The sequence below is a fragment of the Paenibacillus sp. 102 genome, assembly GCF_039549175.1.
Classification (GTDB): Bacteria; Bacillota; Bacilli; order Bacillales; family Bacillaceae_G; genus Bacillus_A.
In genome coordinates this window covers 124,365-149,524 of sequence record NZ_JBCGHT010000004.1, presented here as the reverse complement: position 1 = coordinate 149,524, position 25,160 = coordinate 124,365, and the positions used below count along the sequence as shown (strand labels likewise).

Below are 25,160 nucleotides of genomic sequence, written 5' to 3'. Positions count from 1 at the left end.
ATTCAAAACGAAATTAAGTAGTAGGGAAAATGGATATAAAACACAATTGGAAAATATGGATTGATATATCGAAACAAAATTCTATATGTAAATAGAGCAATGGCATGTATTGCTCTTTGAAAAGTGGGAAGTAAATGGAAATGTCTTAAGTTATTTTTTGAATCAATAAACCATTACGTTATGGTATATACCAACTTTATGAAGATGTGAACAAAGTTATAAATAAAGAAAGGCACTTTATAAAAGTGTCATTTAAACGGAGTGTTTCGAGTAAAAAGAATTTCATGTAAGGTATAAGTGATAGGTGTTTTTATTGTGAAGTATCTTCTTTATAGGATATATATAGGTACTACTGTATAAAATAGTAAGCGTAAGTAAAGTTTTTTAAGAGAGGCTGTATGAAGAAAAACAAAAGGTTATTTGGTACTTTAGGAGTATGTATCATGTTATTTTCTTTTTATTTCCAAGGGGCTGTGCAAGCGGAAGTGCTTAACGTAAAACTCGGAAAAATAAAAGCAGGAAATGTAACAGTATGGGAAGTAGACAATGTAGCGAAAGTTTTAGAAGATGTGGAACGTTTGAATTTAAATACGGTGAATGTACCAATTCAAGTAGATATTCCCCATGTGAGTGCTTCAAAAATGGAAATCAATGAGGTGCAAAAACAACAAGCGATTCACTTAATTCAGGAATTATTAAAACGTAATATTCAAGTCATAGTTGAACCATTTCCATATATTCAACAAGGAAATATTGGGGAAACGGAGTGGAATCCAAGTAATATAAATGATTTCTTTTGGAATTGGAAGACAGTAGTGTTACAGGATATTTTTGAAACGATTACAAGTAAGTACAATATTTATGGATTAAAGATTGCTTCTAATTTCGTCAATATGGAATATGCAGAAGGGTATTGGAATGATACGATTAATTTTGTCCGTCAGCAGTATAAAGGAAATGTTCTATATCAGATGAATTGGTGGTCAACTGCAAGTTGGGATCTATCTTATGAAGTGAAATTTATAGAAAAGATACATCGCCCGTATTTAAAAAAAGTAGATATTGTGAGCATTGATAGTTGGTTTGAAGTTTCAGGTAAGCAAAATCCAACATACGAAGAAATAAAGAAAAGCTTGTATGCAACGACAATTTACAATCGTGGTCAAAATGTGATTCAGCAGCTTGAACAATTGCATAATGTAACTGGAAAACCAATTTATTTTGGAGGTTTTAATATTCCTGCGCGAGAATTTGGTTTACAAAATCCATGGAATCCAGGTGTTTCAAAGGTCTTCTCCTCAGAGGTTCAATCTAATGGATGGCGTGCATTTCGAGATGTTTTAGAGCCAAAACCATACTTTAAAGGGTTTTCCATATGGTTTATTGGTTCTAATGATCAAACTCACGCATATCAGATTCATAGTAAGGAAGCTGAAGCGATTATAAAGGATTGGTACAAAAAATAATTTTAATAAAGAAATGCGCAAGTTTTGAAATTTGTTACATATATTTTAGTGAAAGGCCTTTCACCATTTTATCACCTAGGGGGCAATCATAATGAAATTTTTGTCTTACCTCACAGTAATTCTGGTGATTCTTGGCGGTTTGAATTGGTTGTTTGTGGCGCTAGACTATAATGTAGTTGAGAAATGGTTTGGTTCTACACCAGCTCTTGTTGATACCATTTATTGGCTTTTTGGTCTCTCTGCTATTTATCAAATTTATGATCGGTTCTTTACGGACAATTAGCTCTTATAAATTATGAATGGGGTGTTAGGCATGATATAATGCTTAACACTTTTTTGTATGTTTATGAATACAAGTGCATCTGCAAACGGTTCCATTGCGTCTTACACCTCAATAAAGCAAAACAAATTGACCGTATATTTTATATGGGGTATAATTCAGAAAGTTTAAAAATTAATAAATATAGAAACAGGGAGGTCGTCAGAGTGATGGAGAGGGTTTACAATTTTTCAGCAGGACCATCTATACTCCCTTTGCCGGTTTTGGAAAAAGTGCAAAAGGAGCTTTTAAATTATAACGGGACAGGCATGTCTGTTATTGAAATGAGTCACCGATCTTCACAGTTTCAAAATATTATAGATGAAGCAAGTAGCTTGCTTCGTGAATTGATGCACATTCCTGAGAATTACGATGTTATATTTTTACAAGGAGGGGCATCTCTGCAGTTTTCAATGGTTCCACTAAATGTAATGACTGAACATAAAAGAGCTGGATACATAATTACAGGCTCATGGTCTAAGAAAGCTTTACAGGAAGCTCAAAAAACTGGGGGAGTAGAAGTTATTGCTTCATCAGAAGAAGAACATTTTTCAACGATTCCAAATGTTGATGTTTCAATGATTCCGAAAGAATTAGATTATGTACATATAACAACGAATAATACGATAGAAGGAACGAAATATGTTGAGCTGCCAAAGTTAGAGAATATTCCACTTATTGCTGATATGTCTTCGAATATTTTATCCGAAGAATATGATGTAGAGAAATTTGGGTTAATTTATGCAGGAGCACAAAAGAATTTAGGGCCAGCAGGATTAACAATTGCAATTATTAGAAAAGACTTAATTGGTAAAGCGAATACTTTTTGTCCGACAATGTTAAACTATGAAACTTACAGTAAAAATAATTCCTTATATAATACACCACCATCCTTTAGTATTTATGTGACGAAGCTAGTACTAGAATGGCTAAAGGAGCAGGGCGGCGTACCTGCGATTGAAGAACAAAATAGAAAAAAAGCAGCAATTCTATACAATTTTTTAGATGAGTCAAAATTATTTACTTCACCGGTTGACCCTGCGTATCGTTCGCTTATGAATATTCCATTTACAACACCATCCAATGATTTAAATGAGCAATTTTTACAAAAAGCTAGAACGTTAGGGCTTGTTACATTGAAAGGTCATCGTTCAGTTGGTGGTATGCGAGCTAGTATTTATAACGCAATGCCAGTAGAAGGCGTTCAACAATTAGTAGATTACATGAAGGATTTTGAGTTAGAGAATAGATAGGGAGATGGGGAAATGTTTCGCGTTCAAACATTAAATCAGATTGCTGAAAAAGGCTTGCAAATTTTTGAAGGAGAGCGATATGAGGTTGGAGAAGGGTTAGAACATCCAGATGCTATGCTACTTCGAAGTTTTTCTTTACATCAAGAAGAATTTTCAAAAGATGTAAAGGCGATTGCAAGAGCGGGAGCTGGTGTAAATAACATTCCTGTAGACCGTTGTACAGAAAGAGGTATCGTTGTTTTTAATACACCAGGGGCAAATGCGAATGCAGTGAAAGAACTTATTCTTGCCAGTCTTATTATGTCATCACGTAATATTATAAGTGGGGTTGGTTGGACAGCTGGATTAGAAGGCGAAGAAGTTCCGCAGCTTGTAGAAGCAGGAAAAAAACAATTTGTCGGCTCAGAGATAGCAGGAAAACGACTTGGTGTGATTGGACTTGGTGCAATTGGTGCTCTTGTCGCAAATGATGCATTATCTCTTGGTATGGATGTTGTTGGATATGATCCATATATATCTGTTGAAACAGCATGGCGCTTATCAACACACGTACAACGTGCATTTAGTTTAGATGAAATCTTCTCAACGTGTGACTATATTACATTGCACATTCCACTGACAGATCAAACGAGAGGAATAATTGGAGAACACGCTGTGCAAACGATGAAAAAAGGTGTACGCCTCTTTAACTTCTCAAGAGGAGAGCTTGTGGATGAAGGTGCGTTAGCAAAAGCTTTAGAAGAAGGAATTATGAATCATTATGTAACTGATTTTCCAAATGAAAATGTAATAAAACTGAAAAATGTGACAGCAACGCCTCATCTTGGAGCTTCGACGTATGAGTCTGAAGAGAATTGTGCAGTGATGGCTGCTCGCCAGTTACGTGACTATTTGGAAACAGGAAACATTCGTAATTCAGTCAACTATCCGAATGTGGAGCTTCCTTATGTCGGAAAGAAACGAATTACAATTATGCACCAAAACGTTCCGAATATGGTAGGGCAAATTACAGGATGTTTAGCGGAGCACCATATTAATATTGCAGATATGATAAACCGTAGTAAAGGCTCTTTTGCATATACAATGATTGATATTGATAATGGAATTGATGATATAATTAAAGAAAATGTAGTTGAAAACATAAAGGAAATTACAGGTGTCGTAGCTGTTCGAATGATTGTATAAAGGAGAGATAGATTTGGCTACAATTCGACCGTTTAGGGCAATTCGTCCAGTATCTGATAAGGCTGCACAAGTTGCAGCACTGCCGTATGATGTGTTAAATAGTGAAGAAGCAAGAGAAGTTGTAAAGGGAAATCCATATTCCTTTTTACATATTGATAAAGCAGAAATAGACTTAGACCCGGCTGTTTCACCATATGATAACAGTGTATATGAAAAGGCAAGTGAAAATTTACAACGTTTAATGAAAGAAGAAGTATTGATACAAGATGAAGATCCATGTCTGTATATTTATCAATTAACGATGCAAGGACGAACACAGTCTGGTCTTGTCGTTTGTACATCAATTGATGAGTATACTGATAATACAATTAAAAAACATGAGCGAACTCGTCATGAAAAAGAACAAGATCGCATTCGTCATGTAGATGTATGTAATGCGAATACAGGACCTATTTTTTTAACATACCGCACGAAAGAAACCGTTACAAAGTTAATTGTAAATTGGCAAGAGAATCACACGCCAATTTATCAATTTACTGCTGATGACGGTGTAGAGCATGTAATATGGAAAATCGCAGAAGCTGATGAGATTTTTGCGTTAGTAAAATTATTTGAAGAGATTCCTTTCCTATATATTGCGGATGGACATCATCGATCAGCATCTGCTGTGAAAGTAGGGCTTATGCGTAGGGAACAATATCCGAACTATACAGGAGAAGAAGAATTTAATTTCTTTTTATCTGTTTTATTCCCTCATGATGAACTATCGATTTGGGATTATAATCGTGTTGTGAAAGATTTAAATGGTTTATCAGAAGGGCAGTTTTTACAGCAAATTTCACAATATTTTTATGTGGAAGAAGTCGGTGCATCTTCCTATAAACCAAACGAATCAAAAACATTTGGTATGTATTTGGATCAGAAGTGGTATAAACTCACTGTGAAAGAAGAAACATATGATGCTCATGATGTTGTAAAACGTTTAGACGTTTCTATTTTACAAGATCACCTGCTGAGTCAAGTGTTACAAATTCATGACCCACGTGCAGATAGCCGCATTGATTTTGTTGGTGGTATTCGAGGTTTAGAGGAGCTAGAGCGCCTTGTAAATCGTGGGGATTATAAAGTAGCGTTTGCTTTATATCCGACATCTATGGAAGATTTATTAGCAATTGCCGACGCGGGAGAAGTTATGCCGCCAAAGTCAACATGGTTTGAACCGAAACTTCGCAGTGGACTTTTTATACATTCTTTAGAATAGAGAGAAAGACAGCATATAAGATTAGAAGAAAAGATAGTAAGGATTGAATATCCCTACTATCTTTTTTTACTATAAGTACAAATTAAGGATGCATAGTAATAATTGACGACTTATGAAAATACGATATCCATTATTCTTTCTTCAACTAAGAGATAGGTATTAAGGCACCGTTGTTGATAGAAATGCCTCTTCCAACCAATGGCATTCTATCCATTTTCATTCTCTTTGGTGCAGTGCTAGAGCTGTGTGAATGGATAATGGATAGTTATCTGTAAAAAACAACTTGATTTTTGTATCAGTTAAATAGTTCTAAATGTAATGGGATTTATGACATTAAGATCGTTAGGAGGCCTATGGAGTGTCCAATGAAGTCATGAGTTACATTGACAGGCAGATGGTAAAAATTCCAGGGGGAGAAATAAAATTAAGAGACGATAGAATAAAAAGCAAATGGAACGTTGAAATAAGACCGTTTCTTCTTGCTCGGTATCCTGTAACGATGGATCTATATTATGCTATTACAAATAAGTCACCTAATTCTGTTGATAAAGATCTAAAACCAGTTGTGAATATTTCTTGGAATGATGCAATTTCTTTTTGTAATCTACTTTCATAGAAAGCTGGACTGAAAGAGTGCTATTCTATAAATAATGAAGGTGAAAATATTATTTGTGATTGGAAATCTGATGGCTATCGACTTCCTTCAGAAGCAGAGTGGCAATATGCATGTAAAGCAGGAACTACTAGTTATAGATATGGAGAGATTGATAAGGTTGCTTGGTATAATGAAAATTCAGGCGGCAAAATCCATGAAGTAGGCAGAAAGGAATCGAATGCATGGGGTTTATATGATATGTTAGGGAATGTTTGGGAGTGGTGCTTTGATTTATATGATGAACAAGTGTACGGATCCTACCGAATTTTTCGAGGAGGGAGCTGGACTGAAGGGGCCAGGGGGTGCGGGGCTTCATGTCGCCGTCGTAGCCATCCGACATTTGACATTGACGACCTTGGATTCCGTCGTGCTCGGTCTTTTTAACTTCCTCAAAGGAGCGAACCTTCAAGGAGGGGTTACAGCTCAACTAACTAAGAGTTAAAGTTAAATAAAAAAGAGCCTGTACCTTTCATTACTTAGTAATCAAAGATGCAGGCTTTCATTTTTATGCTGTCTTTTTCTTGCAAAAAACACAATTGTTTCTTAATGTTAAGGTGTAGAAGGATAAAGTGAAACTTTAATCAGTGGGGAGGGCTTCATACCCACTGATTATTAGCCCTCACGAATCGGGTTTTTACGGACAGTTGATCTCTTCCCTAACTTCTTTGCTTTTGCTTAACTTTGAGTTGGGAGTCTTATTGTCCGTTAATGCAGGATAAACAAGGAAGGATTTAACGAATATGATACATATTTTATTAGCAGATGATGATAAGCACATTAGAGAATTATTGCATTACCACCTACAAAAGGAAGGGTATAAAGTTTTTGAAGCTGAGGATGGAAAAGTAGCGCAATCTATATTAGAAAAGGAAAATATCTACCTTGCGATTGTCGATATTATGATGCCGTTTGTTGATGGATATACTTTATGCGAAGAAATTAGAAAATATCATGATATACCTGTCATTTTATTAACTGCTAAAGATCAGTTGGTGGATAAAGAAAAAGGATTTATTTCAGGAACGGATGATTATATTGTAAAGCCATTTGAACCAGCAGAAGTGATCTTCCGCATGAAAGCTTTACTTCGTCGTTACCAAATGTTGAGTGCAGATGTTATAACATTACACGGAACAATGATTGATAGAAAAAGCTTTGAGGTAAAATGTAATGACCAAACGATTTTACTTCCTTTAAAGGAATTTGAATTGTTATCACAACTTGCAGGGTACCCAGGTAGAATCTTTTCAAGAGAAGAGTTGATTGAACTTGTTTGGGGAATGGACTTTGAAGGAGATGAGCGGACAGTCGATGTTCATATTAAACGTCTTCGAGATCGTTTTTCAAAACGAACAGATGATTTTCAAATTAAAACGGTACGTGGACTTGGCTATAAGTTGGAGCTGAAATAAGATGAAGTCACTTTATTCTAGGTTTGTATTGATTACGATTGGGATTATGCTTCTTAGTAGTATCATTGGTTTTTTATTAACAAATGTCTATTATCAGGTGAAGTTAAAACCGTACAATAGTGAAAAGATTTTAGGTTATGCGAATGAAGTAAAGGATTTATATGAAAAACAGAGTGAGGAAAATCGAGATGCATACTTACATACTATTGCGAAATTAGGTTATGAGATCTATGTAGTAGATGATCAAAAGCACGGGAAACGGATTGGGAATGCCTTTCGAAATATAAAGATTAGTGATGCTACAATTGACGAAGTATTACAAGGGAAAACATACAATGGTGTTTCTACTTATCCAACTCGTCTATTTATAACAGGCTTTTTTGATAATGAATTAATTAATAGTGTAGGGGTTCCGCTGAAACATGATGATAAGCAATATGCTTTATTTATTCGCCCTGATATTCAGCAGCAGTTTGGCGAAATGAGGATTTTCTTGGCGCTATTACTCGGGTTTATTGTTGGATTAAGTATCATTTTTATTGCGATTGCAGCACGTTATATCGTTCATCCAATTCAAACATTTACAAAAGCGACGCGGAAAATTGCGAGTGGTGAATATGATATTGAATTAGACGAAGGACGCAAAGATGAAATTGGGACATTATCTACAAGTTTTAAAAAGATGACAAAAAGTATAAAAGAGTTAGATCAAATGAGACAAGAGTTTGTTTCCAACGTATCTCACGAATTTCAATCTCCGTTATCTTCTATTCAAGGTTTTTCGAAGACATTACAGTCAGAAAAGATGACAAAAGAGGAAAGAAAACATTATCTGCAAATTATTGAGGGTGAAAGTAAGCGAATGTCTAGTTTATGTAAACAGTTACTTACGCTTGCCTCTCTAGATAAAGAGGAAAAGGTTCTGCAAATAAAAGAGTTTGATTTGCACAAGCAAATGAAAGATGTCATTTTTATGCTCGAATGGAAATGGCGTGAAAAAGATATAGCGGTTGAATTTGATGTACCTAACATCAATATAAAAGGCGATGAAAATTTACTTCATCAAGTTTGGACAAATATATTTACAAATAGCATAAAGTTTACAGATCAAGGCGGAACGATTGAGTTTGCGGCAAGGGAACTAGAAAACAGCGTAGAAATCTCCATTTCAGATAGTGGGATTGGTATGGAGAAAGACGAAGTGGATCGGATTTTTGAACGATTTTATAAAGTGGATACAGCAAGGGCTCGTAATGTAGAAGGAAGCGGCTTAGGTTTATCCATTGTGAAGAAAATTGTTGAACTGCATCATGGGACAATTTCAGTGGAGAGTAAGAAAGGGGAAGGTACAACGTTTCGAATTGAAATTCCTAAATAATGAGAAGGACTGATTTGAAGAGAGAATCTTTAAATCAGTCTTTTTTTATAGGAGGCTATATATAGGATAAAATGTTAAAAATATGTAAATTGTATGAGGTCGATTGTTGGGATTATTCATTTGAAAATGAAAAATTTTCGTTATCTGTGAGACAGTTAAACGGGAGGACAAATAAAGTGAATTTGTAATGTAAGTAGAAGATTGCGTTTTTTACTCATGCTTCTTTATATATTGAAGAATAAAATTAATATATCAATAAATTGGAAGGAGCAAATAGGATGAATACATTATTATCCGTGAAAAATGTTACAAAAATTTATAATAAGACTCAATTGCCTGGACTGAATAAAGTATCTTTTGATATTGAATCAGGTGAATTTATTGGTATTATGGGTGCTTCAGGATCTGGAAAGACAACGTTGTTAAATATACTATCAACTATTGATACACCGACAGATGGAGATGTTTTGATAAATGGGATCAATATCAAAACACTTAATGATAACAAATCTGCGGATTTTAGGAAGGATCATTTAGGCTTTATTTTTCAAGAGTATTTTTTACTCGATAGTTTAACGGTGCAGGAAAATATTGCTGTGCCACTTACTCTTTTAAACAAATCTCCAAACGAAATTGAATCGACTATAGAAAGTTTAGCAAAGCGTTTTGGCATATTTGAACAATTATCCAAGTACCCTAGTCAACTTTCTGGAGGACAAAAGCAGAGGGTTGCGGCAGCGAGAGCGATTGCGAAACAGCCAAGTATATTATTTGCAGATGAACCAACTGGCGCGTTAGATTCGAACTCTGCAACAGAGCTACTTCAAAAGTTAAGAGAGGTTAATGAGGATCTTCATACAACAATTTTGATGGTAACTCATGATGCTTATGCAGCAAGTTTTTCAAGTAGAATCCTAATATTTAAGGATGGGAATATTCTGAAAGAATTAAAAAGAAACGAAAAGGGTAGAAAAGAATTTTTTGAGGAGATATTAAAGACAATCTCAAAAATTGATGGAAATCGATATAACTAAAAATGTGAAAGGAAGGCATAGCTGTGGGATTATTATCAATAGCAAAAAAGAATCTAAAGAATAACTTTTCCTTCTATTCGTTTTATTTCGTTTCAGTGGCTTTCGTTTTGATGGTGTTTTTCGCCTTTATTTCTTTTTCCATGAACGATATTATTATGGAAAAGATTTCATCTGATGGTAGAGTAGAAACAATGTCGAGAACGGTGGCAATCTTTGTTATGGCATTTGTACTATTCTATATGTCATACTCCAATACTTTCTTTATGAAAAAAAGAATGAAAGAGTTGGGAATTTATTCACTCTTGGGCTATCGAAAGTCAACTATGGTAAAATTACTAACCTTTGAAAATATAATAATTTGTTTTACTGCTCTAATTGTAGGTATCGTGCTGGGGGCAGTTGCTCATAAAGGAATTATCCAGGTGATAGTTAGAGTATTAAAATTAAACATTAATACTTCTGAAGTGCCATTAATTAATCTTGATTCGGTACGATTCACTTTTATTTTTATATTTGCTGTTTTGACCGTCTTATTTTTATCAAACTGGATAATTCTTCGGAAAAGTTCCTTACTTACTTTGGTACGCATGGAGAAAAAGGAAGAAAAGCAGGTGAAAGTTCATACAACTTTATCGCTATTGGGACTATTTTTGATTTCGACAGGATATTTCTTAGCTATTGATATTACAAGAGGCACAAAATCATTGTGGAAAACGATAGGATTTTCACCAATCGCACTTGTAACAATGTTAAGTGTGGTATTAGGGACAATTTTCTTTATTCACTCCTTTCTACCTTTTGCTATTCAAAAATTGAAGAAAAAGAAAAAATGGTTTTATAAGGAATCGAATATTATTATCATTCCGAACTTTATATTTAAAATCCGTTCGAAGGCAAAAACTTTAATTTTGTTAACTTTATTAGCTGCAGGAACTTTAGCTATATTTGGCTCCACTGTACTGACGCTTTACTATCCAGTTGCTGCTACAGAACGTATTGTACCCTCAGCTATTGAGTTTCCAGTAGAAGATAAAGAATTGGCTGTTAAAGCAATTAAAGTTGTTCAAGATACTGTCGGAAAAGAAAACATAAATTATAAAGAAACGACTATTATTCAAGGAACATCCTCTTCTGAAAATTTGCCTAAAGAATACAGTATAAAGAAAGAACATGGATTTGATCTTATCTCTGAGTCGGATTACAGGGAGTTAATAAATTTTCAGGGGAAAAATGTAGAATTTGAAAATTTAGCTGAACATGAAAGTATTTTAGTGAAATATAGGCCTGAAAAAGAAAAGTTAGATAAAGGGAATACATATACTTTGAACGTAACATCTACGAATAGTGTGGATGTAAAAGTGAAAGAGACTACATTACTTAATCCAATTGGATTTGCAAATAGTGTAGGGACCCTTATTATTTCTGACAAACTTTACAAAGAAATAAAAGCATTAGGGCTTCCAGAAAAGACTGTGATGAGTATGAACGGAACAGATATGAGAGATAACAAAGAAGTTTATGAAAACTTAGTTCCACTATTTAAAGATAATATCTATTTTACAAGTAGTTATCAAAAGAATGATTATATTATTGGACAAAATAGCTCAACATTTCTGCTCATTAGTTTTGTTACTATCATCTTTTTTATTGCAACGGGTAGCATACTCTATTTCCATAATCTTTCGAGTATGATGTCAAATAAAGATGAATTTACTATTTTACAAAGAATGGGATATAACAGGAAAAAGATCAAAAAGATAATTAGAAAAGAAATCTTTACGTTATTTAGCATCCCTTATACATTAGGGGTAGCACATAGTATTTTTGCATTGATAGCATACAAAACTGCTTTAATGGACGATTTATTAGGAAAAAGCAGTGCCTTTATATTACCGATTCTTTTTGCGGTAACTATTTTTACAGTGGTTTACATCATTTATTATTTGTTAACAAAAAGAGCTTGCTATAAAATTATATTTAACAATAAAAAGTAAAAATTTACAGATAAAGCTGAGGATAATAAACAAGCATCAGCTTTATCTGTATGTAATCTAGTAAAGGTAAGTGAGTCTATGAAAAAGTATTATGAGCAAAAACAAATCTTTATTTTAATGAATCAACTTTGTATGATTATTTTTTTATGTTATGAATTTTTGCAAGGGAATATTGCAGGAACAGAAAAGTTACTTCCACTAACATTTATAACGATAATGGTCATATATGGGGCCTATATTAGTTTTGTAAATATAAAAGAAAATAACACATTATCAAAATTCTCCAAATTACTGCTTTTTGCTTCATGGCAATTTTTACTTACACTTAATGGGAGTCACATTTTTTATACGTTAAGTATATTACTTAGTGTAGTCATTCTATATAAGACAGTACAATTTTTGCTTGTATTCTTTTTCCAAGATTCTATTTATACTTATAAAAAAGAAACTGACTGGATTTTAAAGGTTATGTGTATATCAACGCTGGTTGCGAAATTGATAAACGAAAAACTATTTGCCGTTTTATTTTTGTGTCAATGGATTTTTAGTTTTTTATGTATTATTTTTCTATTTTTGAAACATCGAAAACGAATCAAATTTATCTTCACAAGCGAAAAAAATCATTTACGTAAATCCATTGCTATTCTTATCGCTCTCTTTATTGTGTATGCCCTGTTGTTTGCAAGAAGCCCTGAATATTTAAGTAATTTAGGATGGTATATCGTGATCCTATTACCTTTATTCAGTATTCATGCCATTGCTTTTAAAAGCCATCTATTTATAAAACAATATTTTCTTTTAAAAGAAGAAAAAATGGTATTCATGTTTTTATGTTGTATTGTTTTTATGAGTTCCCTTGGGATGCTGTTTAGATTTAATATAATTACCTATTTTATCATTATACATACGATTTTTTGGTTTGTTCTTCTTTATTTTACTCTATTATTTCAAGACGTAAAAAATAGAATCTTAAATGTGGATATAGAAGAAGCCAGAGCTGTGCCGAAAAGCTCTTACGTTCATAATCTCTTGCAGATAGCGAAAGAGGAGAAGTTAAAAAGTGATTTTTCTAATTATCTGCATGATGAAATATTGCAAGATATATTAGCAGTTAAAAATATGATGAATAAATCTAATAAAGAAGAAATTCATGAAATGATAGTAAAAACGCTGGACAACTTAAACCAGTCTATACGCGTACAAATGCAAGAGTACCACCCCGCGCTATTAAAGACACTCACATTAAAAAAGAATTATAGTAATTTGCTTGAGATGATACAGCAAAAGTACGGAATGAAAAATATTGATATATCTTTTAACTGCAATGAAAATTTATTCTTAGTTGAACCGTATAATCTTGTTATATATCGAATTTTAAAAGAATTAGTAATAAATGCATTCAAACATTCTGAATGCTCTCAGTTAGTTTTGAGTTTGGTACAAGAAAATAACAAAATAGAGCTTATCGTAAAAGATAATGGGGTGGGTATGGGAAAGCATCATATTCCTAATGAACATAGAGGATTGAATTCTATTAAAGAACAACTATTTTTGTTAAACGGTAATATGACAATTTCAAAATGCGAGCCTTCTGGTTTATGTGTTGTTATTTTTATTCCTATGAAAGGAGATGATTCCTATCAATATTTTATTAATAGATGACCATGCTTTGTTTTCAAAAAGTTTGGAGATAGCTTTAGAAGATTATCCTGAGATAGATGAATTCTATTCATTACAAAATGTTGAAAATGTTATCACAATCATGAAAGAGTTTAAGCCAGACATTATTTTAGTAGATATAAATTTAAACAATATCAGTAGCGAAGATGGTTTAGAAGTAGCAAAAACTATTTTAAATAGTAAATATGATACGAAAATAGTTATCCTAACAGGTTATGATTTGCCTGTTTATCGATATGAAGCTCAAAAAATTGGTGTAAGTGGCTTTATTAATAAAAATATTATGCCAGATAAGTTGCTGGAAATTTTAATTAAGATTAACGAAGGCGCATGTTATTTTCCAATGTCCACGGATTATGTTGAAGAATTAACGGATAGTGAAAAACAAATTTTACAGCTACTATGTGGAGGATATAAGCGTAAAGAAATTGCTACTATGTTATATGCTAGTGAACGCACAATATCAAACCACATTCAACATATATTTAATAAATTGGATGTTTCATCCTCATTAGAAGCTGTAACAAAAGGAATACAATTAGGGTATATTCAACCTCATTATAGAAATCGTTAATGAAACTATGAGCTTGAATCCAATACATTTCATTCAATGGTAAATTTTTTATTGTAATCTTTTGTTCATATTCCGTTCCTATTTCTTTTTTAAGATTAATGCATAGAAAGAAATAGGAAGGAGCGAGCGAAATATTTTTAGCTCTGTGTGAATTAAAACAATCAAAATTAAGGTGTAGATTAATCGGACTTATTATGATTTTATTATCATTGTTTACAGATAGTGGTGGAACCATTGCATTTGCTGCTAGGGAATTAGAAACGAGTGTAGTAATTTCAATCTCAGATAGCGGGATTGGTATGGGACAAGAAGAAGCGGATCGGATTTTTGATCGGTTTTATAAGGTTGATGCGGCAAGGGCTCGTAACGTTGAAGGAAGTGGCTTAGGTTTATCCATCGTAAAGAAAATCATTGAATTACATCATGGGGAAATTTCAGTGGAGAGTGTAAAAGGAGAGGGTACGACGTTTCGAATTGAATTACCTAAATAATGGGAAGGGCTACTTGAAATAAGTAGTTCCGTTTTCGGGAGAAACACTTTAAATAATATATGAATTCGCATACCAATTCACATACGAATTGGTATGCTTTTTTTGTTGAGGGAATAATATTTTCACAAGAAACCCTAATAAATGCATTCCCGCAATATTATCAAAAGCTATTTATAAAGAAAAAAGCAACAATTCGAATTGTTGCTTTTTCCAATGTATCTGATCCGGAATTTTGTACGCTAAAAAGTCCTAAGGATCCGACCTTTTTTAAGAGGGTTCTTAACAGTTATAAAAATTGACTAGTATCTACCCGGGTAGGTTTTTTCCCCTTAACCTGTTTTAACGTCGCTACTATAAGAAAGCTAACAATCACTAATAAAAGCCATGAACTCACCTTTCCTAGATGAACGAGATTCCATGCATCGGTTTGGTTTGGATACTTCCAAGCTCCAAAGAACGTTGCGATATTTTCAGCTATCCATATAAAAAATCCGATGAGCACAAAAGAAAGTGCGAGTGGCATACGGTAACGAGTTCCATCAACTTCGTATGTGACCCATGATTGCCAAAAGACGATAATGACAAGTCCAGATAACCACCAGCGAACGTCAATCCAATAATGGTGGATGAAAAAATTCAAATAAATCGCAGTTGCAAGAGGGACAACTACTAAAAACGGTGGCCACTTAACTAGTTCAACTTTCAACCTCCTCCACGCTTGGCAAAGATAACTCGCTACACTTGCATACATGAATCCGCTATATAAAGGCACTCCAAAAATTTTGAAATATCCTTCCTCCGGATAAGACCAGGAGCCCATATGTACCTTGAAAAGTTCAAGAGCAAGTCCAATAAGATGGAACAACGTGATAACCTTTAGTTCATCACGTGTTTCAAGCCCAGAACGCACCATCCACCACTGCATCAGAAGACAGATGATGAGCAACCAGTCATACCGTGGTAGGAAGGGAAGTGGTATGATTTGTGTAAAACCAAAGAGGTAAAAATAACGACAGGAAACAAACACGATAGGGCCTGCTCAAAGCCGAAACGAACGAGTTGTTTTAGTGCTCTCATGATTTGCGCCTCACTTTATTAATCTTGATTGTCTTCGTCATTTCTGTATTCTAAAATGTCTCCAGGTTGACATTCCAATGCTTTGCAAATTGCCTCTAAAGTGGAAAATCTAATTGCTTTTGCCTTTCCATTTTTCAATATAGAAAGGTTAGCCATTGTTATTCCAACCCTCTCTGAAAGTTCTGTTACGCTCATTTTCCTTTTAGCCAACATCACATCAATATTGATTATTATTGCCATGTTAATCACCTCAGACCGTTAAGTCATTTTCTGATTTTATATCAATCGCTTCTTTTAACAGTTTTTGAAGAACAGCAGCAAACACTGCAATTACAATGGAAGCAAAAATAATGACCAAGCCGATTATTATGATACCTGGGGCGTCGTCTATCTCCGCTATGAAATAAAAGAGTGGCATAGCTACCACATACAAGAGACTGATTGTGATTGCACAGTATTTTATATTTTTTAAAGCTCTTACAGATAATTCCGAGAAAGCTTTGTTCTTGTCAATGTAGCTTAGAAGTCGGAACGCCTGATACAACGCAATGAAAAATGGTATCACCGATCCATACATAATGATTAAAATGGGATATAGTATATGGGCATAATCTGGATTTACTGGATTATTAGCTAACCAAGGTAAGCCAAATATACATAAAGCAAGAATCGGAATTCCAATAAGAATAACAGCGATCTTTAAAAAGATCGTTGACACTCGTTTCATAAAAAGCACCTCACTTATTTATTGTCAATTTGAATTTAACATATTATTTATCGTTTAACAATAAATTTTTATTTATTATAATGATATTTTTATTGCTATACAAGTGTTGGTTTTAAACAAAGATAAAAAGCATTTCTCATTACAAAGAAATGAAAGAAGATGGTATGAAAATCCAATTTTATACCATCCTTTTAAACAACTATTTTATTTTTTAAGGAACTTTATTGTTCGTGAATAATAGCATATCCAATAATAGATTGATAATAACCATTGTCATTGTTTGAATTATGGTGTTAATTTGATTGTTAAGTGCTATGTTATTTCTGAACTATTTCGAAAAGAGGAAAAGTTCATTGTAATTTTATGTTAAACTTTAGAAGTTATTCAGCAATGATAAAAAGGGGAGAGAGAAATGTTACAATCACTGATTTTTGATATGGATGGAACTTTATTTCAAACAGAAAAAATTTTAGAAGTATCACTTGATGATACTTTTAACCATTTACGTTCACTAAATTTATGGGATACAGTAACCCCTATTGATAAATACCGTGAAATTATGGGTGTACCTTTACCAAAAGTTTGGGAAGCTTTGTTACCTGATCATTCCAATGAGGTAAGAGAGCAAACGGATGCTTATTTTCTAGAAAGATTAGTTGAAAATATAAGGAGTGGAAAAGGTGCTTTATACCCTAATGTAAAGAAAGTTTTCAATTATTTAATAGAAAATAATTATTCCATTTACATAGCGAGTAATGGTTTAACGGAATATTTGCACGCAATTGTGAGTTATTATAACTTGGATCATTGGGTTACTGAAACATGTAGTATTGAGCAAATACAAACGCTCGATAAAGGAGATTTAGTTAAAACAATTATACAAAAATATGATATAAAAAAGGCAGCAGTAGTTGGAGATCGCCTGTCCGATATAAATGCAGCTAAAGATAATGGTTTGATTGCAATTGGGTGTAATTTTGATTTTGCACAAGAAGATGAACTCGCTCAGGCTGATTTGGTAATAAATGACTTAATGGAGTTAAAAACCGTATTGTTTGAAAATACAAAACAAACGGATGATTTAATCAAATGATCAATTAACGCTCAGAATGATATTCTCTGAGCGTTTTTGTTTGCTATTAGGTATGCGATTTATAATGTGAATGATCTTGGTATTAGAAATGTTTTTTTAGTTTTTCTCCACAGGAAGTCATATAAAAGTGTGGAATAAAGTGAAGGGTTAATCGGTTATGCGTTCATATAGGATAAAAAGAAGACAAATTCATCATGAGGAATTTGTCTTCTTTTCATTCATAATAGTATGGGGAATCCTTAGTTAATGACTGGTTATAAGGTTGCCTCATAACAATAATTTGTTTGTTTTTCAATATTTTTTGAAAAACTTTCTGTTTGCTTAGTATTTTTTTCTGTAATCTTTTGTTCATATTCCGTTCATATTTCTTTTTTAAGATGAGTACATAGAAAGAAATAGGAAGGAGCAAGCGAAATGTTTTTAGCGCTGCGCGAATTAAAACAATCAAAATTAAGATATGGATTAATTGGACTCATCATGATTTTATTATCATTTTTAGTCCTTGTGATTTCTGGATTAGCAAATGGTCTATCGTATGATAATGCATCATCCATTCAAAATATGGATGCAACAAAATTTGTATTAGCAGATGATGCGGAAAATAAATTACTCCGTTCACAAATTAAGCAAGACGATGTAGATGATGTAGTAGGGCAAGTGGATGCAAAAGATGCTGTACCATTTCATGTGAAAGTTTCCACGTATGAAAAGAAGGATAGTTCAAAAAAGGTTGATATTGCAATTTTTGCAAGCGAACGCGACACGTTCTTACAACCAAAGATTGTGCAAGGGAATGCGTTAGAAACCGCACAGGATGAAATGGTTGCTGATGAATCAATTAAAGAAAAAGGCATAGATATTGGAGATACAATTATCGATCCGGTTTCTAAAAAAGAATTCAAAATCGTTGGCTTTACAAAAGATCAAATGTTTAGTCACACACCTGTTGTGTATGTGAATCAAGATGTATGGGGACAAATTGCGCAGCCAAATCAAAAGGACTATAGTGCAATTGCACTTCGTACTGATAAGGAAGTAAAAAATGCACATGTGATAGAGAAAAAAGAAGTTCTGCAAAGTATCCCAGGGTATAAAGAAGAACAGGGAACATTAACAATGATTATTGCGTTCTTGCTTGTGATTGCAGCCTTATTAATCGGTGTGTTCTTCTATGTCATTACATTGCAAAAAACGCAGCAATTAGGTGTATTAAAAGCAATTGGAACGAAAAATTCGTATTTAGCAACTAGTTTAGTTGTGCAAGCATTATTCTTATCTGTTGTCGCAATGGGGATAAGTATTGTGTTAGTAGAAGGTTTGCAAAGAATTTCACCGGAAAGCATGCCGTTTTTATTAACGACAACAATGATTGGTCAATATGCAGGAATCTTTATTGTCATTAGTATTCTTGGAACACTTATTTCCTTATATCAAGTATTAAAAGTGGATGCATTAGAAGCAATTGGAGGTGGCATGTGATGACTTCGTTATTAAAATTAGAGGAAGTAAGTAAAGTATACGGAGAAGGAAATACAGAAGTAACTGCCCTTCATCCGATTTCACTTGATGTGAAGGCGGGAGAGTTTATCGGTATTGTTGGTCCCTCTGGATCAGGGAAAAGTACTTTGTTATCAATTGCTGGTGCGTTATTATCACCATCGAAAGGAAACATTTACATTCGTGAACAAAATATCACGCATTTATCAGAAAAGGAAATGACAGATATTCGTTTAAGAAAAATTGGGTTCATTTTTCAGTTTGCAAATCTTGTTCCCTATTTAAATGTAAAAGAACAATTACTCTACATTGCAAAATTAAAGAAAGAAGACCGAAAAAAATCTGAAAAGCGTGTGGAACATTTGTTAGCTGCATTTGGACTATCTCAGAGAAAAAATCATTACCCAAATCAATTATCTGGAGGGGAAAGACAAAGGGTTGCGATTGCACGTGCTTTCATGAATAATCCGGATTTAATATTAGCAGATGAACCAACAGCAAGCCTTGATTCAAAACGTGGGCGTGAAGTTGTTGAAATGATGAAAAGTGAAGTGAAAGAAAGTCAAAAAGCAGCGATTATGATTACGCATGATGAGAGAATGCTGGATGTATGTGATCGTATCTTAACGCTTAGAGATGGAAAGTTAGTGTAAGTATGATAGGAGAAAGCGCAGGGAGAGATTCCTGTGCTTTTTTTTGCGTATGGAGAAATATGTGCTGATAGATGTTTATTTTGTCACTATGTGTTGGTTAGTTGATGACCTTTGTCGAATAGCTGATATATCCGAATTTGCGTCGATATATTTGAAAAAGCGCTGATGAAATTTCACTTACCTATTCGTCTTCCCGACATACTTCAATAGTTCCTTATCCCTACAGCATGAATTCCTGTTCTTTTTTGCAAATTATTATTTATTTAAATGAATTTTGGGATTAAATGGTATAATAGTTTTATTATTCTGTTTTTTGTAGGTGGGAGGAATCGTTGTGGATAGGCGCTTATCTAAATTAGCAGACGTATTAGTGAACCATTCGACTAAAGTGCGATCTGGTGATCATGTATTGATTCAAAGTGTTACGGAAGTTGACCCTTTAGTCGTTCGGGAAATTGTTAAAGCTGTTGAAAAGGCGGGTGGATATGCGCATGTATCGATGCGTGATGTATCTGTTACACGCCAATTGATTTTGTCAGGGTCTGAAGAACAATTTAAAATGTTTGCAGATTGGGAGTGCTATCGTTTAAGTAAGATGCAGGCTTATATTAATCTACGTAGTCCTCGAAATGCTTATGAACTAGCTGATTTACCTCTAGATAAATTGAAAATGTATCAGAGGATATTTGGAAAAGCACAAAGTGAAGCTGTCTATAAAACAAGATGGGTGACAACGAGAATTCCAAATGCCTCTGCAGCACAAGAAGCGAATATGAGTACAGAGGCATATGAGAAATTTTATTACGATGTTTGCACACTAGATTACGATAAAATGTCTAAAGCGATGGAACCACTGAAAGAACGAATGGAAAAAACAGATCAAGTCAAAATTATTGGGAAAGGTATGAATTTATGTTTTTCAATTAAAGGAATGGGGGTCCTAAAAGGAGATGGAATAGATAATATACCTGATGGTGAAATGTATACAGCACCTGTTAAAGAGTCTGTAAATGGTGTAATAACGTTTAATACGGTGTCTGTTCATCAAGGTTTTGCGTTTCGTGATATCACTTTGAAAATTAAGAATGGGAAAATAATAGAAGCGCATGCGAATGATACGGAACGAATCAACCAAATTCTTGATATGGATGAAGGCGCAAGATACATAGGTGAATTTGCATTAGCGTTTAACCCGTACATATTACATCCAATGAATAATACGCTGTTTGATGAAAAAATAAATGGTAGTTTTCATTTAGCGATAGGAGATTCATTACAAGGTGCAGATAATGGGAATAAATCAGCAGTTCATTGGGATTTAGTACATATTCAAAGAGCGGATTATGGTGGCGGAGAAATTTGGTTTGATGATGTATTAATTAGAAAAGATGGTAGGTTTGTATTGCCAGAATTATATGGACTAAATGAAGAGAAGTTGAAAAACAACTGATTACTATGTCAAAAACATGATGGAAAGTAGTAATAACTTGTACTTCTTATTAACTGATGGTTAGAAGGGAGGAAAAAACATGGAGAAGAAAATTATACATTTTGAAGGGCTTATTGTTTTAGTAGCGACTATTTATATTTACTCATTACATGAGTTTAGTTGGTTCATATTTTTCTTGTTGCTTTTAGCGCCGGATGTTTCTATGCTAGCATATCTTCTGAATGACCAGATTGGGGCGCAGGTGTATAATTTGTTTCATACTTACGTAGTGTCTCTATTACTTATTTTAATAGGTATGTTTCTAAAATTAGATGTTATTTTTATGATCGGCTTAATTTGGACGGCTCATATTGGAATGGACCGTATGTTTGGATATGGGCTCAAATATAAAACAGGTTTTAAGGATACTCATATTCAAAAGTTATAAGATACAGTAGGAATAAACGTTTGTAGTACATATGAATCTTCTTATAGATAAATAATTTTTTTTTAATCCCACAAAGCCAAGATGATTTTTATCATTTTTTAAAAGCAAACAACACGAATCTCTCCTCATAGTTTACAAAGAATTAATATTTGTGTAGGAAATAGGTGTAATATTACGGATTTATTGTTGTGTGATTCAAGTGAAAAGGAACCTTTCTTAACGAATATTTAAAACTGTATGTAATTGTTTTTTACAATCTCTCTTTATACTATGAGTGGGACAAGCACCTGAGAATAAAACAACACGTGTCGATTTAATCATATTATTAGGGGGAGAAAACGTGAAAAAGACCGTTTTATCATTAGCAGCTATCGCAACACTATTGCCGGTTTTTTCAATGAGTGCTGAAGCGAAAGAACAGGAGCGAGTAAGAAAGCCAGCTACCATGTTCAATGTAGTGAGCGATATTCAAGGGGACTTAGGGGATTTTGATCATGTATTAAAAGATATGAATAAGGTAACACCGCATTACCGTGCTTTAATTATGAATGGTGATATTACGGGAACAGGTTTGCAATATCAATACGATGATGTGAAACGTGTATTACATAAAAATAAACATCCAGAAAACGTTTGGTCTACAGTAGGAAATCATGAGTTTTATGCTCCAAAATGGACAGCGGATGGTAAGCTTGCTCAAAATACATGGCCAAATGGTGTATCTGAGCAATCATTATTTGACCGATATTTACAATTTAGTGGTGAAGAAAAGGTATATCATAAAAAAGAATTAGATGACTATCCTCTATTATTTCTAGGGACGGAGAAATATATGAAGTACCATGATCCAAAAATGTGGGATGAAGTATATCTTAGTGATGAACAGCTCGGTTGGCTTAAACAAAATTTAGAGCAATATAGCCAAAAAGATAAAAATAAGCCAATTTTTCTCTTCTCTCATCACGTTCTTCCCGATACTGTATCTGGATCGCGTCAATCACCTTATTTGCAAGATTATTTAAATGTGGATAAGTTATACGATATTTTAAAAGATTATCCACAAGTTGTTTTCTTTACGAGTCATACGCATTGGGATTTAAATTTACCAGACTGGGCTGGGAAAAAGAAAATTGAAGGCGGAGATGAACGAGGGTTTACGGTTGTAAATACTGGTGGTATTGAAAACGGATGGATGTCAGCTGGGCCAAATGGTGGCGAAAAGGGAGCGCCAGATGGCTATTCTTTCAAACAAGGGTTGCAAGTGAAAGCATATGGTAACGACGTGATGGTAACCGCTTATGATTACAAGCGTGATAAAGCAATTAAAAAGCTATCTATTCATGATGGAAAGATAGCACAAATGGCACCAGATGTAACTGCTGATGATAAAAAGAATATTCTTATCGGTGCGACAGAGTACATGGAATATTCTATAGAAGGAACAAAGGAATGGCATACGTATAATCCAGCAAACCCTCCGCAATTTGAAGGGAATCAAACAGTGTATGTGCGCCATAAAGGAGAAATGAATTTGCAACCTGGGTTAACACAGATGGTTCGGTTCTCAGCTAATAAATAGTACAAACACTCTGCCTTATATAAAGGGCGTTCTTTACAAGTATAAAGATCTAAATTGTATAAATCTATAAAAATAAAGGGCGATACATATTAGTCATGTATAATATGTATCACCCTTTTGCTTTTGCTCTATAATCTTTGTTTAGCGACTATTCAAGCAGTGTGTACCAGCGACGGTATACGTATTGATGTTGCTTTAGAATAAGCTTTATTCAAATTGATACGAATTGCCTTGATAAAAAAGTTTAACTATATCTCGAAAATTTCTTCAATTCCCTTCATTACTTCAAAGGCTCCAGAACTTTTATTTGAAAGGATCGCTGCCATGATTCCTGATTTAGGATAAAAAGCAGAATGGAAGCTTACGCCAGGATCATATCCCATTACATGATACTTAATTATAGATCTTTCACTTTTACTGATCCAAAGTCCATATCCATAATCTGTCCCATCTTTCACATGTATTTGTGAATGTAAAAGTGTGTCTGTGTATTCTTTACTTAAAAGCTGATGATTAAACAATGCCTTCCAAAATTTGATCATATCTGATGGTGTGATAAAAGCACCACCATCAGCTCCACCTTTTATTGGAATCGAGTAGGTATTTGTCCTCCATGTTCCATCTTTATTATCTATGTACCCATAGGCAGTGTTTTTGGGGAGTCGATCTAAAGAGAAATATCCTGAATCATTCATTCTACATCGTTGGAAGAGATTTGCTTCAATATAGTCGGTAAAAGAAAGTCCTGATTGTTGTTCCACAATTAAACCTAAAACAATAAATCCAGCATTATTGTAGTGGAATTTTTCTCCGGGATGGAACATCATCTCCCCATTTTGAAATAAAGGAAGAAAATCTTTTGCGTCATTTAAGAGATACATAGGTGTTTGTTTCCAAAGGTCTTCAAAGTTCTCCATGACTTGTTCATCAAAATAGTCCGGTATTCCAGAGCTGTGAGTCAAAAGGTGATGAATAGTTATCTCTTTGCTAAAATGCGGAAATTGTATGTTCAAACAATCTTCAAGACGAGTTTCAAATGATAGGAAACCTTTTTCAACGAGTTGGCAAATCGCAACAGCTGTAAACAACTTACAGCCAGATGCAATTCCGAAGCGTGTATGAACGGTATTTAATTTTTGATCAGCCCTGTTCGCATAACCAAATGCAGATTCAAATAAGACGTCATTGTTATCCTTGATGTAAATAGCCCCAGAAAATTGTTCATTTATTATGTTATGAATTGCCTTAGTGTGGTTAAAAACTCGATTGCTCAAAATGAATCCTCCTCATGAACCGATAGTAATGTATTATTCCTCTTTTCAAAGTGAAAATCCTTTTATTCATTCTGCAAAAGTCCCTAAGTTTGTGTCATATTAACAGGACATACATTCCCGAGAATAAAAAATAGCCCCTTTCATCAAGGGGCATTTTTATTCTTGGTTATTTCGATGATTCAATGTATCTGTTCCATATAGAATTAGAGTCTGGAATAGGTTTTTTTCAGGTTGAAGAGCAATGTGTATCTTCGGTGCATTCTATTGTTTTACAGCATGAAGATAATGAATCGTTTCAAAGGCAGATAAGTAATCGTTTCGATTCTTAAAATAAAGGTCATGAATTTGAGCCGGTGATAGGTGTTCGTAAATTAATAAACCGGACTTCTCTAACATCTTCTCGATTTCAGAGTAAGAAAAACATGATTTCATTGGTTCTCCACCTATTGAAGCCATTTTCACCATATTTTCAACTCTATTAGAGGTTCCTTTTTCTTCGAATAGTTTTTCGTCTGCATAATCAAAAACAATCGAGCTTCCTGGTGATACCTGATAATTTTTAGTTCTGTTTTTCATCATTAGAGTCGCTTTACTTAGATGAATCAAGTATACTGAGAAATGTTTCCTAAAAATCACCTGTTCTGAGAACTTCCTGAAATTATTTGGAGTACATATAGTTTT

General features: G+C 33.8%; 20 protein-coding genes and 4 pseudogenes. 19 read left to right on the top strand and 5 right to left on the bottom strand.

What is annotated here, in order from left to right:
• Positions 1-398 precede the first annotated feature (398 nt).
• The 13 genes and pseudogenes from AAIE21_RS12875 to AAIE21_RS12815 form a co-directional block, all read left to right on the top strand.
• Positions 399-1,466 carry a glycoside hydrolase family 113 gene (locus tag AAIE21_RS12875; RefSeq protein ID WP_343267145.1) on the top strand — a complete coding sequence of 356 codons (1,068 nt, stop codon included), beginning with the start codon at positions 399-401 and terminating at the stop codon, positions 1,464-1,466.
• Between the two features lie 91 nt (positions 1,467-1,557).
• Positions 1,558-1,749, top strand: a complete 192-nt coding sequence (locus tag AAIE21_RS12870) for a DUF378 domain-containing protein (RefSeq protein ID WP_241816663.1) — start codon at positions 1,558-1,560, stop codon at positions 1,747-1,749.
• A 206-nt stretch (positions 1,750-1,955) separates the two neighbouring features.
• On the top strand, positions 1,956-3,038 hold the full coding sequence (gene serC, locus AAIE21_RS12865; protein WP_343267310.1) for a 3-phosphoserine/phosphohydroxythreonine transaminase: 1,083 nt from the start codon (positions 1,956-1,958) through the stop codon (positions 3,036-3,038).
• Positions 3,039-3,050: 12 nt separating this feature from the next.
• On the top strand, positions 3,051-4,223 hold the full coding sequence (locus AAIE21_RS12860) for a phosphoglycerate dehydrogenase (protein ID WP_343267144.1): 1,173 nt from the start codon (positions 3,051-3,053) through the stop codon (positions 4,221-4,223).
• A 13-nt stretch (positions 4,224-4,236) separates the two neighbouring features.
• Positions 4,237-5,484 carry a DUF1015 domain-containing protein gene (locus AAIE21_RS12855; RefSeq protein WP_343267143.1) on the top strand — a complete coding sequence of 416 codons (1,248 nt, stop codon included), beginning with the start codon at positions 4,237-4,239 and terminating at the stop codon, positions 5,482-5,484.
• Between the two features lie 373 nt (positions 5,485-5,857).
• Positions 5,858-6,523: pseudogene (locus AAIE21_RS12850) on the top strand (formylglycine-generating enzyme family protein).
• Positions 6,524-6,879: 356 nt separating this feature from the next.
• Positions 6,880-7,551 (top strand): response regulator transcription factor, encoded by a 672-nt coding sequence (locus AAIE21_RS12845; protein ID WP_343267142.1) that lies wholly within the window; start codon positions 6,880-6,882, stop codon positions 7,549-7,551.
• A gap of 1 nt (position 7,552) precedes the next feature.
• Positions 7,553-8,929, top strand: coding sequence for a sensor histidine kinase (locus tag AAIE21_RS12840; protein ID WP_343267141.1), 1,377 nt, complete (start codon positions 7,553-7,555; stop codon positions 8,927-8,929).
• 278 nt (positions 8,930-9,207) lie between these two features.
• Positions 9,208-9,963 carry an ABC transporter ATP-binding protein gene (locus tag AAIE21_RS12835; RefSeq protein WP_343267140.1) on the top strand — a complete coding sequence of 252 codons (756 nt, stop codon included), beginning with the start codon at positions 9,208-9,210 and terminating at the stop codon, positions 9,961-9,963.
• Between the two features lie 23 nt (positions 9,964-9,986).
• Positions 9,987-11,957, top strand: a complete 1,971-nt coding sequence (locus tag AAIE21_RS12830) for an FtsX-like permease family protein (protein ID WP_343267139.1) — start codon at positions 9,987-9,989, stop codon at positions 11,955-11,957.
• 78 nt (positions 11,958-12,035) lie between these two features.
• Positions 12,036-13,619 (top strand): ATP-binding protein, encoded by a 1,584-nt coding sequence (locus tag AAIE21_RS12825; RefSeq protein WP_343267138.1) that lies wholly within the window; start codon positions 12,036-12,038, stop codon positions 13,617-13,619.
• Positions 13,588-14,211, top strand: a complete 624-nt coding sequence (locus tag AAIE21_RS12820) for a response regulator transcription factor (protein WP_343267137.1) — start codon at positions 13,588-13,590, stop codon at positions 14,209-14,211. The genes AAIE21_RS12825 and AAIE21_RS12820 overlap by 32 nt, the downstream gene beginning before the upstream one ends.
• A 212-nt stretch (positions 14,212-14,423) precedes the next feature.
• Positions 14,424-14,702: pseudogene (locus AAIE21_RS12815) on the top strand (sensor histidine kinase); the annotation flags it as partial.
• A gap of 286 nt (positions 14,703-14,988) precedes the next feature.
• On the opposite strand, the pseudogene AAIE21_RS12810 reads toward AAIE21_RS12815, so the two are convergent.
• The 3 genes and pseudogenes from AAIE21_RS12810 to AAIE21_RS12800 form a co-directional block, all read right to left on the bottom strand.
• Positions 14,989-15,779, bottom strand: a pseudogene (locus AAIE21_RS12810) (DUF817 domain-containing protein).
• Between the two features lie 18 nt (positions 15,780-15,797).
• Positions 15,798-16,019 carry a helix-turn-helix domain-containing protein gene (locus AAIE21_RS12805; RefSeq protein ID WP_207994338.1) on the bottom strand — a complete coding sequence of 74 codons (222 nt, stop codon included), beginning with the start codon at positions 16,017-16,019 and terminating at the stop codon, positions 15,798-15,800.
• A gap of 10 nt (positions 16,020-16,029) precedes the next feature.
• Complete coding sequence (locus AAIE21_RS12800) at positions 16,030-16,506, bottom strand: DUF2975 domain-containing protein (RefSeq protein ID WP_343267136.1); 477 nt, start codon at positions 16,504-16,506, stop codon at positions 16,030-16,032.
• 412 nt (positions 16,507-16,918) lie between these two features.
• Here AAIE21_RS12800 and AAIE21_RS12795 point away from each other — a divergent pair, with 412 nt between their 5' ends.
• From AAIE21_RS12795 to AAIE21_RS12770, 6 genes are all read left to right on the top strand, one after another.
• Positions 16,919-17,599 (top strand): HAD family hydrolase, encoded by a 681-nt coding sequence (locus AAIE21_RS12795; protein WP_343267135.1) that lies wholly within the window; start codon positions 16,919-16,921, stop codon positions 17,597-17,599.
• Positions 17,600-18,013: 414 nt separating this feature from the next.
• Positions 18,014-19,078, top strand: a complete 1,065-nt coding sequence (locus tag AAIE21_RS12790) for an ABC transporter permease (protein WP_343267134.1) — start codon at positions 18,014-18,016, stop codon at positions 19,076-19,078.
• Entirely contained in the window at positions 19,078-19,749 is a 672-nt protein-coding gene (locus AAIE21_RS12785; protein ID WP_343267133.1) for an ABC transporter ATP-binding protein, read from the top strand. The genes AAIE21_RS12790 and AAIE21_RS12785 overlap by 1 nt, the downstream gene beginning before the upstream one ends.
• A 334-nt stretch (positions 19,750-20,083) precedes the next feature.
• Positions 20,084-21,199, top strand: coding sequence for an aminopeptidase (locus tag AAIE21_RS12780; protein ID WP_343267132.1), 1,116 nt, complete (start codon positions 20,084-20,086; stop codon positions 21,197-21,199).
• Between the two features lie 79 nt (positions 21,200-21,278).
• Positions 21,279-21,626: a DUF4260 domain-containing protein gene (locus AAIE21_RS12775; protein ID WP_343267131.1), complete on the top strand. Its 348-nt coding sequence runs from the start codon at positions 21,279-21,281 to the stop codon at positions 21,624-21,626.
• A gap of 340 nt (positions 21,627-21,966) precedes the next feature.
• Positions 21,967-23,205, top strand: coding sequence for a DUF4073 domain-containing protein (locus AAIE21_RS12770; RefSeq protein ID WP_343267130.1), 1,239 nt, complete (start codon positions 21,967-21,969; stop codon positions 23,203-23,205).
• 248 nt (positions 23,206-23,453) lie between these two features.
• On the opposite strand, the gene AAIE21_RS12765 is transcribed toward AAIE21_RS12770, so the two are convergent.
• Together AAIE21_RS12765 and AAIE21_RS12760 are read right to left on the bottom strand one after the other, a co-directional pair.
• A complete protein-coding gene (locus tag AAIE21_RS12765) occupies positions 23,454-24,479 on the bottom strand; it encodes a serine hydrolase domain-containing protein (protein ID WP_343267129.1) in 1,026 nt (341 codons plus the stop codon).
• A 261-nt stretch (positions 24,480-24,740) separates the two neighbouring features.
• Positions 24,741-25,031: pseudogene (locus AAIE21_RS12760) on the bottom strand (class I SAM-dependent methyltransferase); the annotation flags it as partial.
• Between the last annotated feature and the right edge of the window lie 129 nt (positions 25,032-25,160).

Coding starts and splice junctions, on each gene's coding strand:
- AAIE21_RS12875 (WP_343267145.1), top strand. CDS start 399: ATGAAGAAAAACAAAAGGTTATTTGGTACTTTAGGAGTATGTATCATG.
- AAIE21_RS12870 (WP_241816663.1), top strand. CDS start 1,558: ATGAAATTTTTGTCTTACCTCACAGTAATTCTGGTGATTCTTGGCGGT.
- serC (WP_343267310.1), top strand. CDS start 1,956: ATGGAGAGGGTTTACAATTTTTCAGCAGGACCATCTATACTCCCTTTG.
- AAIE21_RS12860 (WP_343267144.1), top strand. CDS start 3,051: ATGTTTCGCGTTCAAACATTAAATCAGATTGCTGAAAAAGGCTTGCAA.
- AAIE21_RS12845 (WP_343267142.1), top strand. CDS start 6,880: ATGATACATATTTTATTAGCAGATGATGATAAGCACATTAGAGAATTA.
- AAIE21_RS12840 (WP_343267141.1), top strand. CDS start 7,553: ATGAAGTCACTTTATTCTAGGTTTGTATTGATTACGATTGGGATTATG.
- AAIE21_RS12835 (WP_343267140.1), top strand. CDS start 9,208: ATGAATACATTATTATCCGTGAAAAATGTTACAAAAATTTATAATAAG.
- AAIE21_RS12825 (WP_343267138.1), top strand. CDS start 12,036: ATGAAAAAGTATTATGAGCAAAAACAAATCTTTATTTTAATGAATCAA.
- AAIE21_RS12820 (WP_343267137.1), top strand. CDS start 13,588: ATGATTCCTATCAATATTTTATTAATAGATGACCATGCTTTGTTTTCA.
- AAIE21_RS12805 (WP_207994338.1), bottom strand. CDS start 16,019: ATGGCAATAATAATCAATATTGATGTGATGTTGGCTAAAAGGAAAATG.
- AAIE21_RS12800 (WP_343267136.1), bottom strand. CDS start 16,506: ATGAAACGAGTGTCAACGATCTTTTTAAAGATCGCTGTTATTCTTATT.
- AAIE21_RS12795 (WP_343267135.1), top strand. CDS start 16,919: ATGTTACAATCACTGATTTTTGATATGGATGGAACTTTATTTCAAACA.
- AAIE21_RS12790 (WP_343267134.1), top strand. CDS start 18,014: ATGTTTTTAGCGCTGCGCGAATTAAAACAATCAAAATTAAGATATGGA.
- AAIE21_RS12785 (WP_343267133.1), top strand. CDS start 19,078: ATGACTTCGTTATTAAAATTAGAGGAAGTAAGTAAAGTATACGGAGAA.
- AAIE21_RS12775 (WP_343267131.1), top strand. CDS start 21,279: ATGGAGAAGAAAATTATACATTTTGAAGGGCTTATTGTTTTAGTAGCG.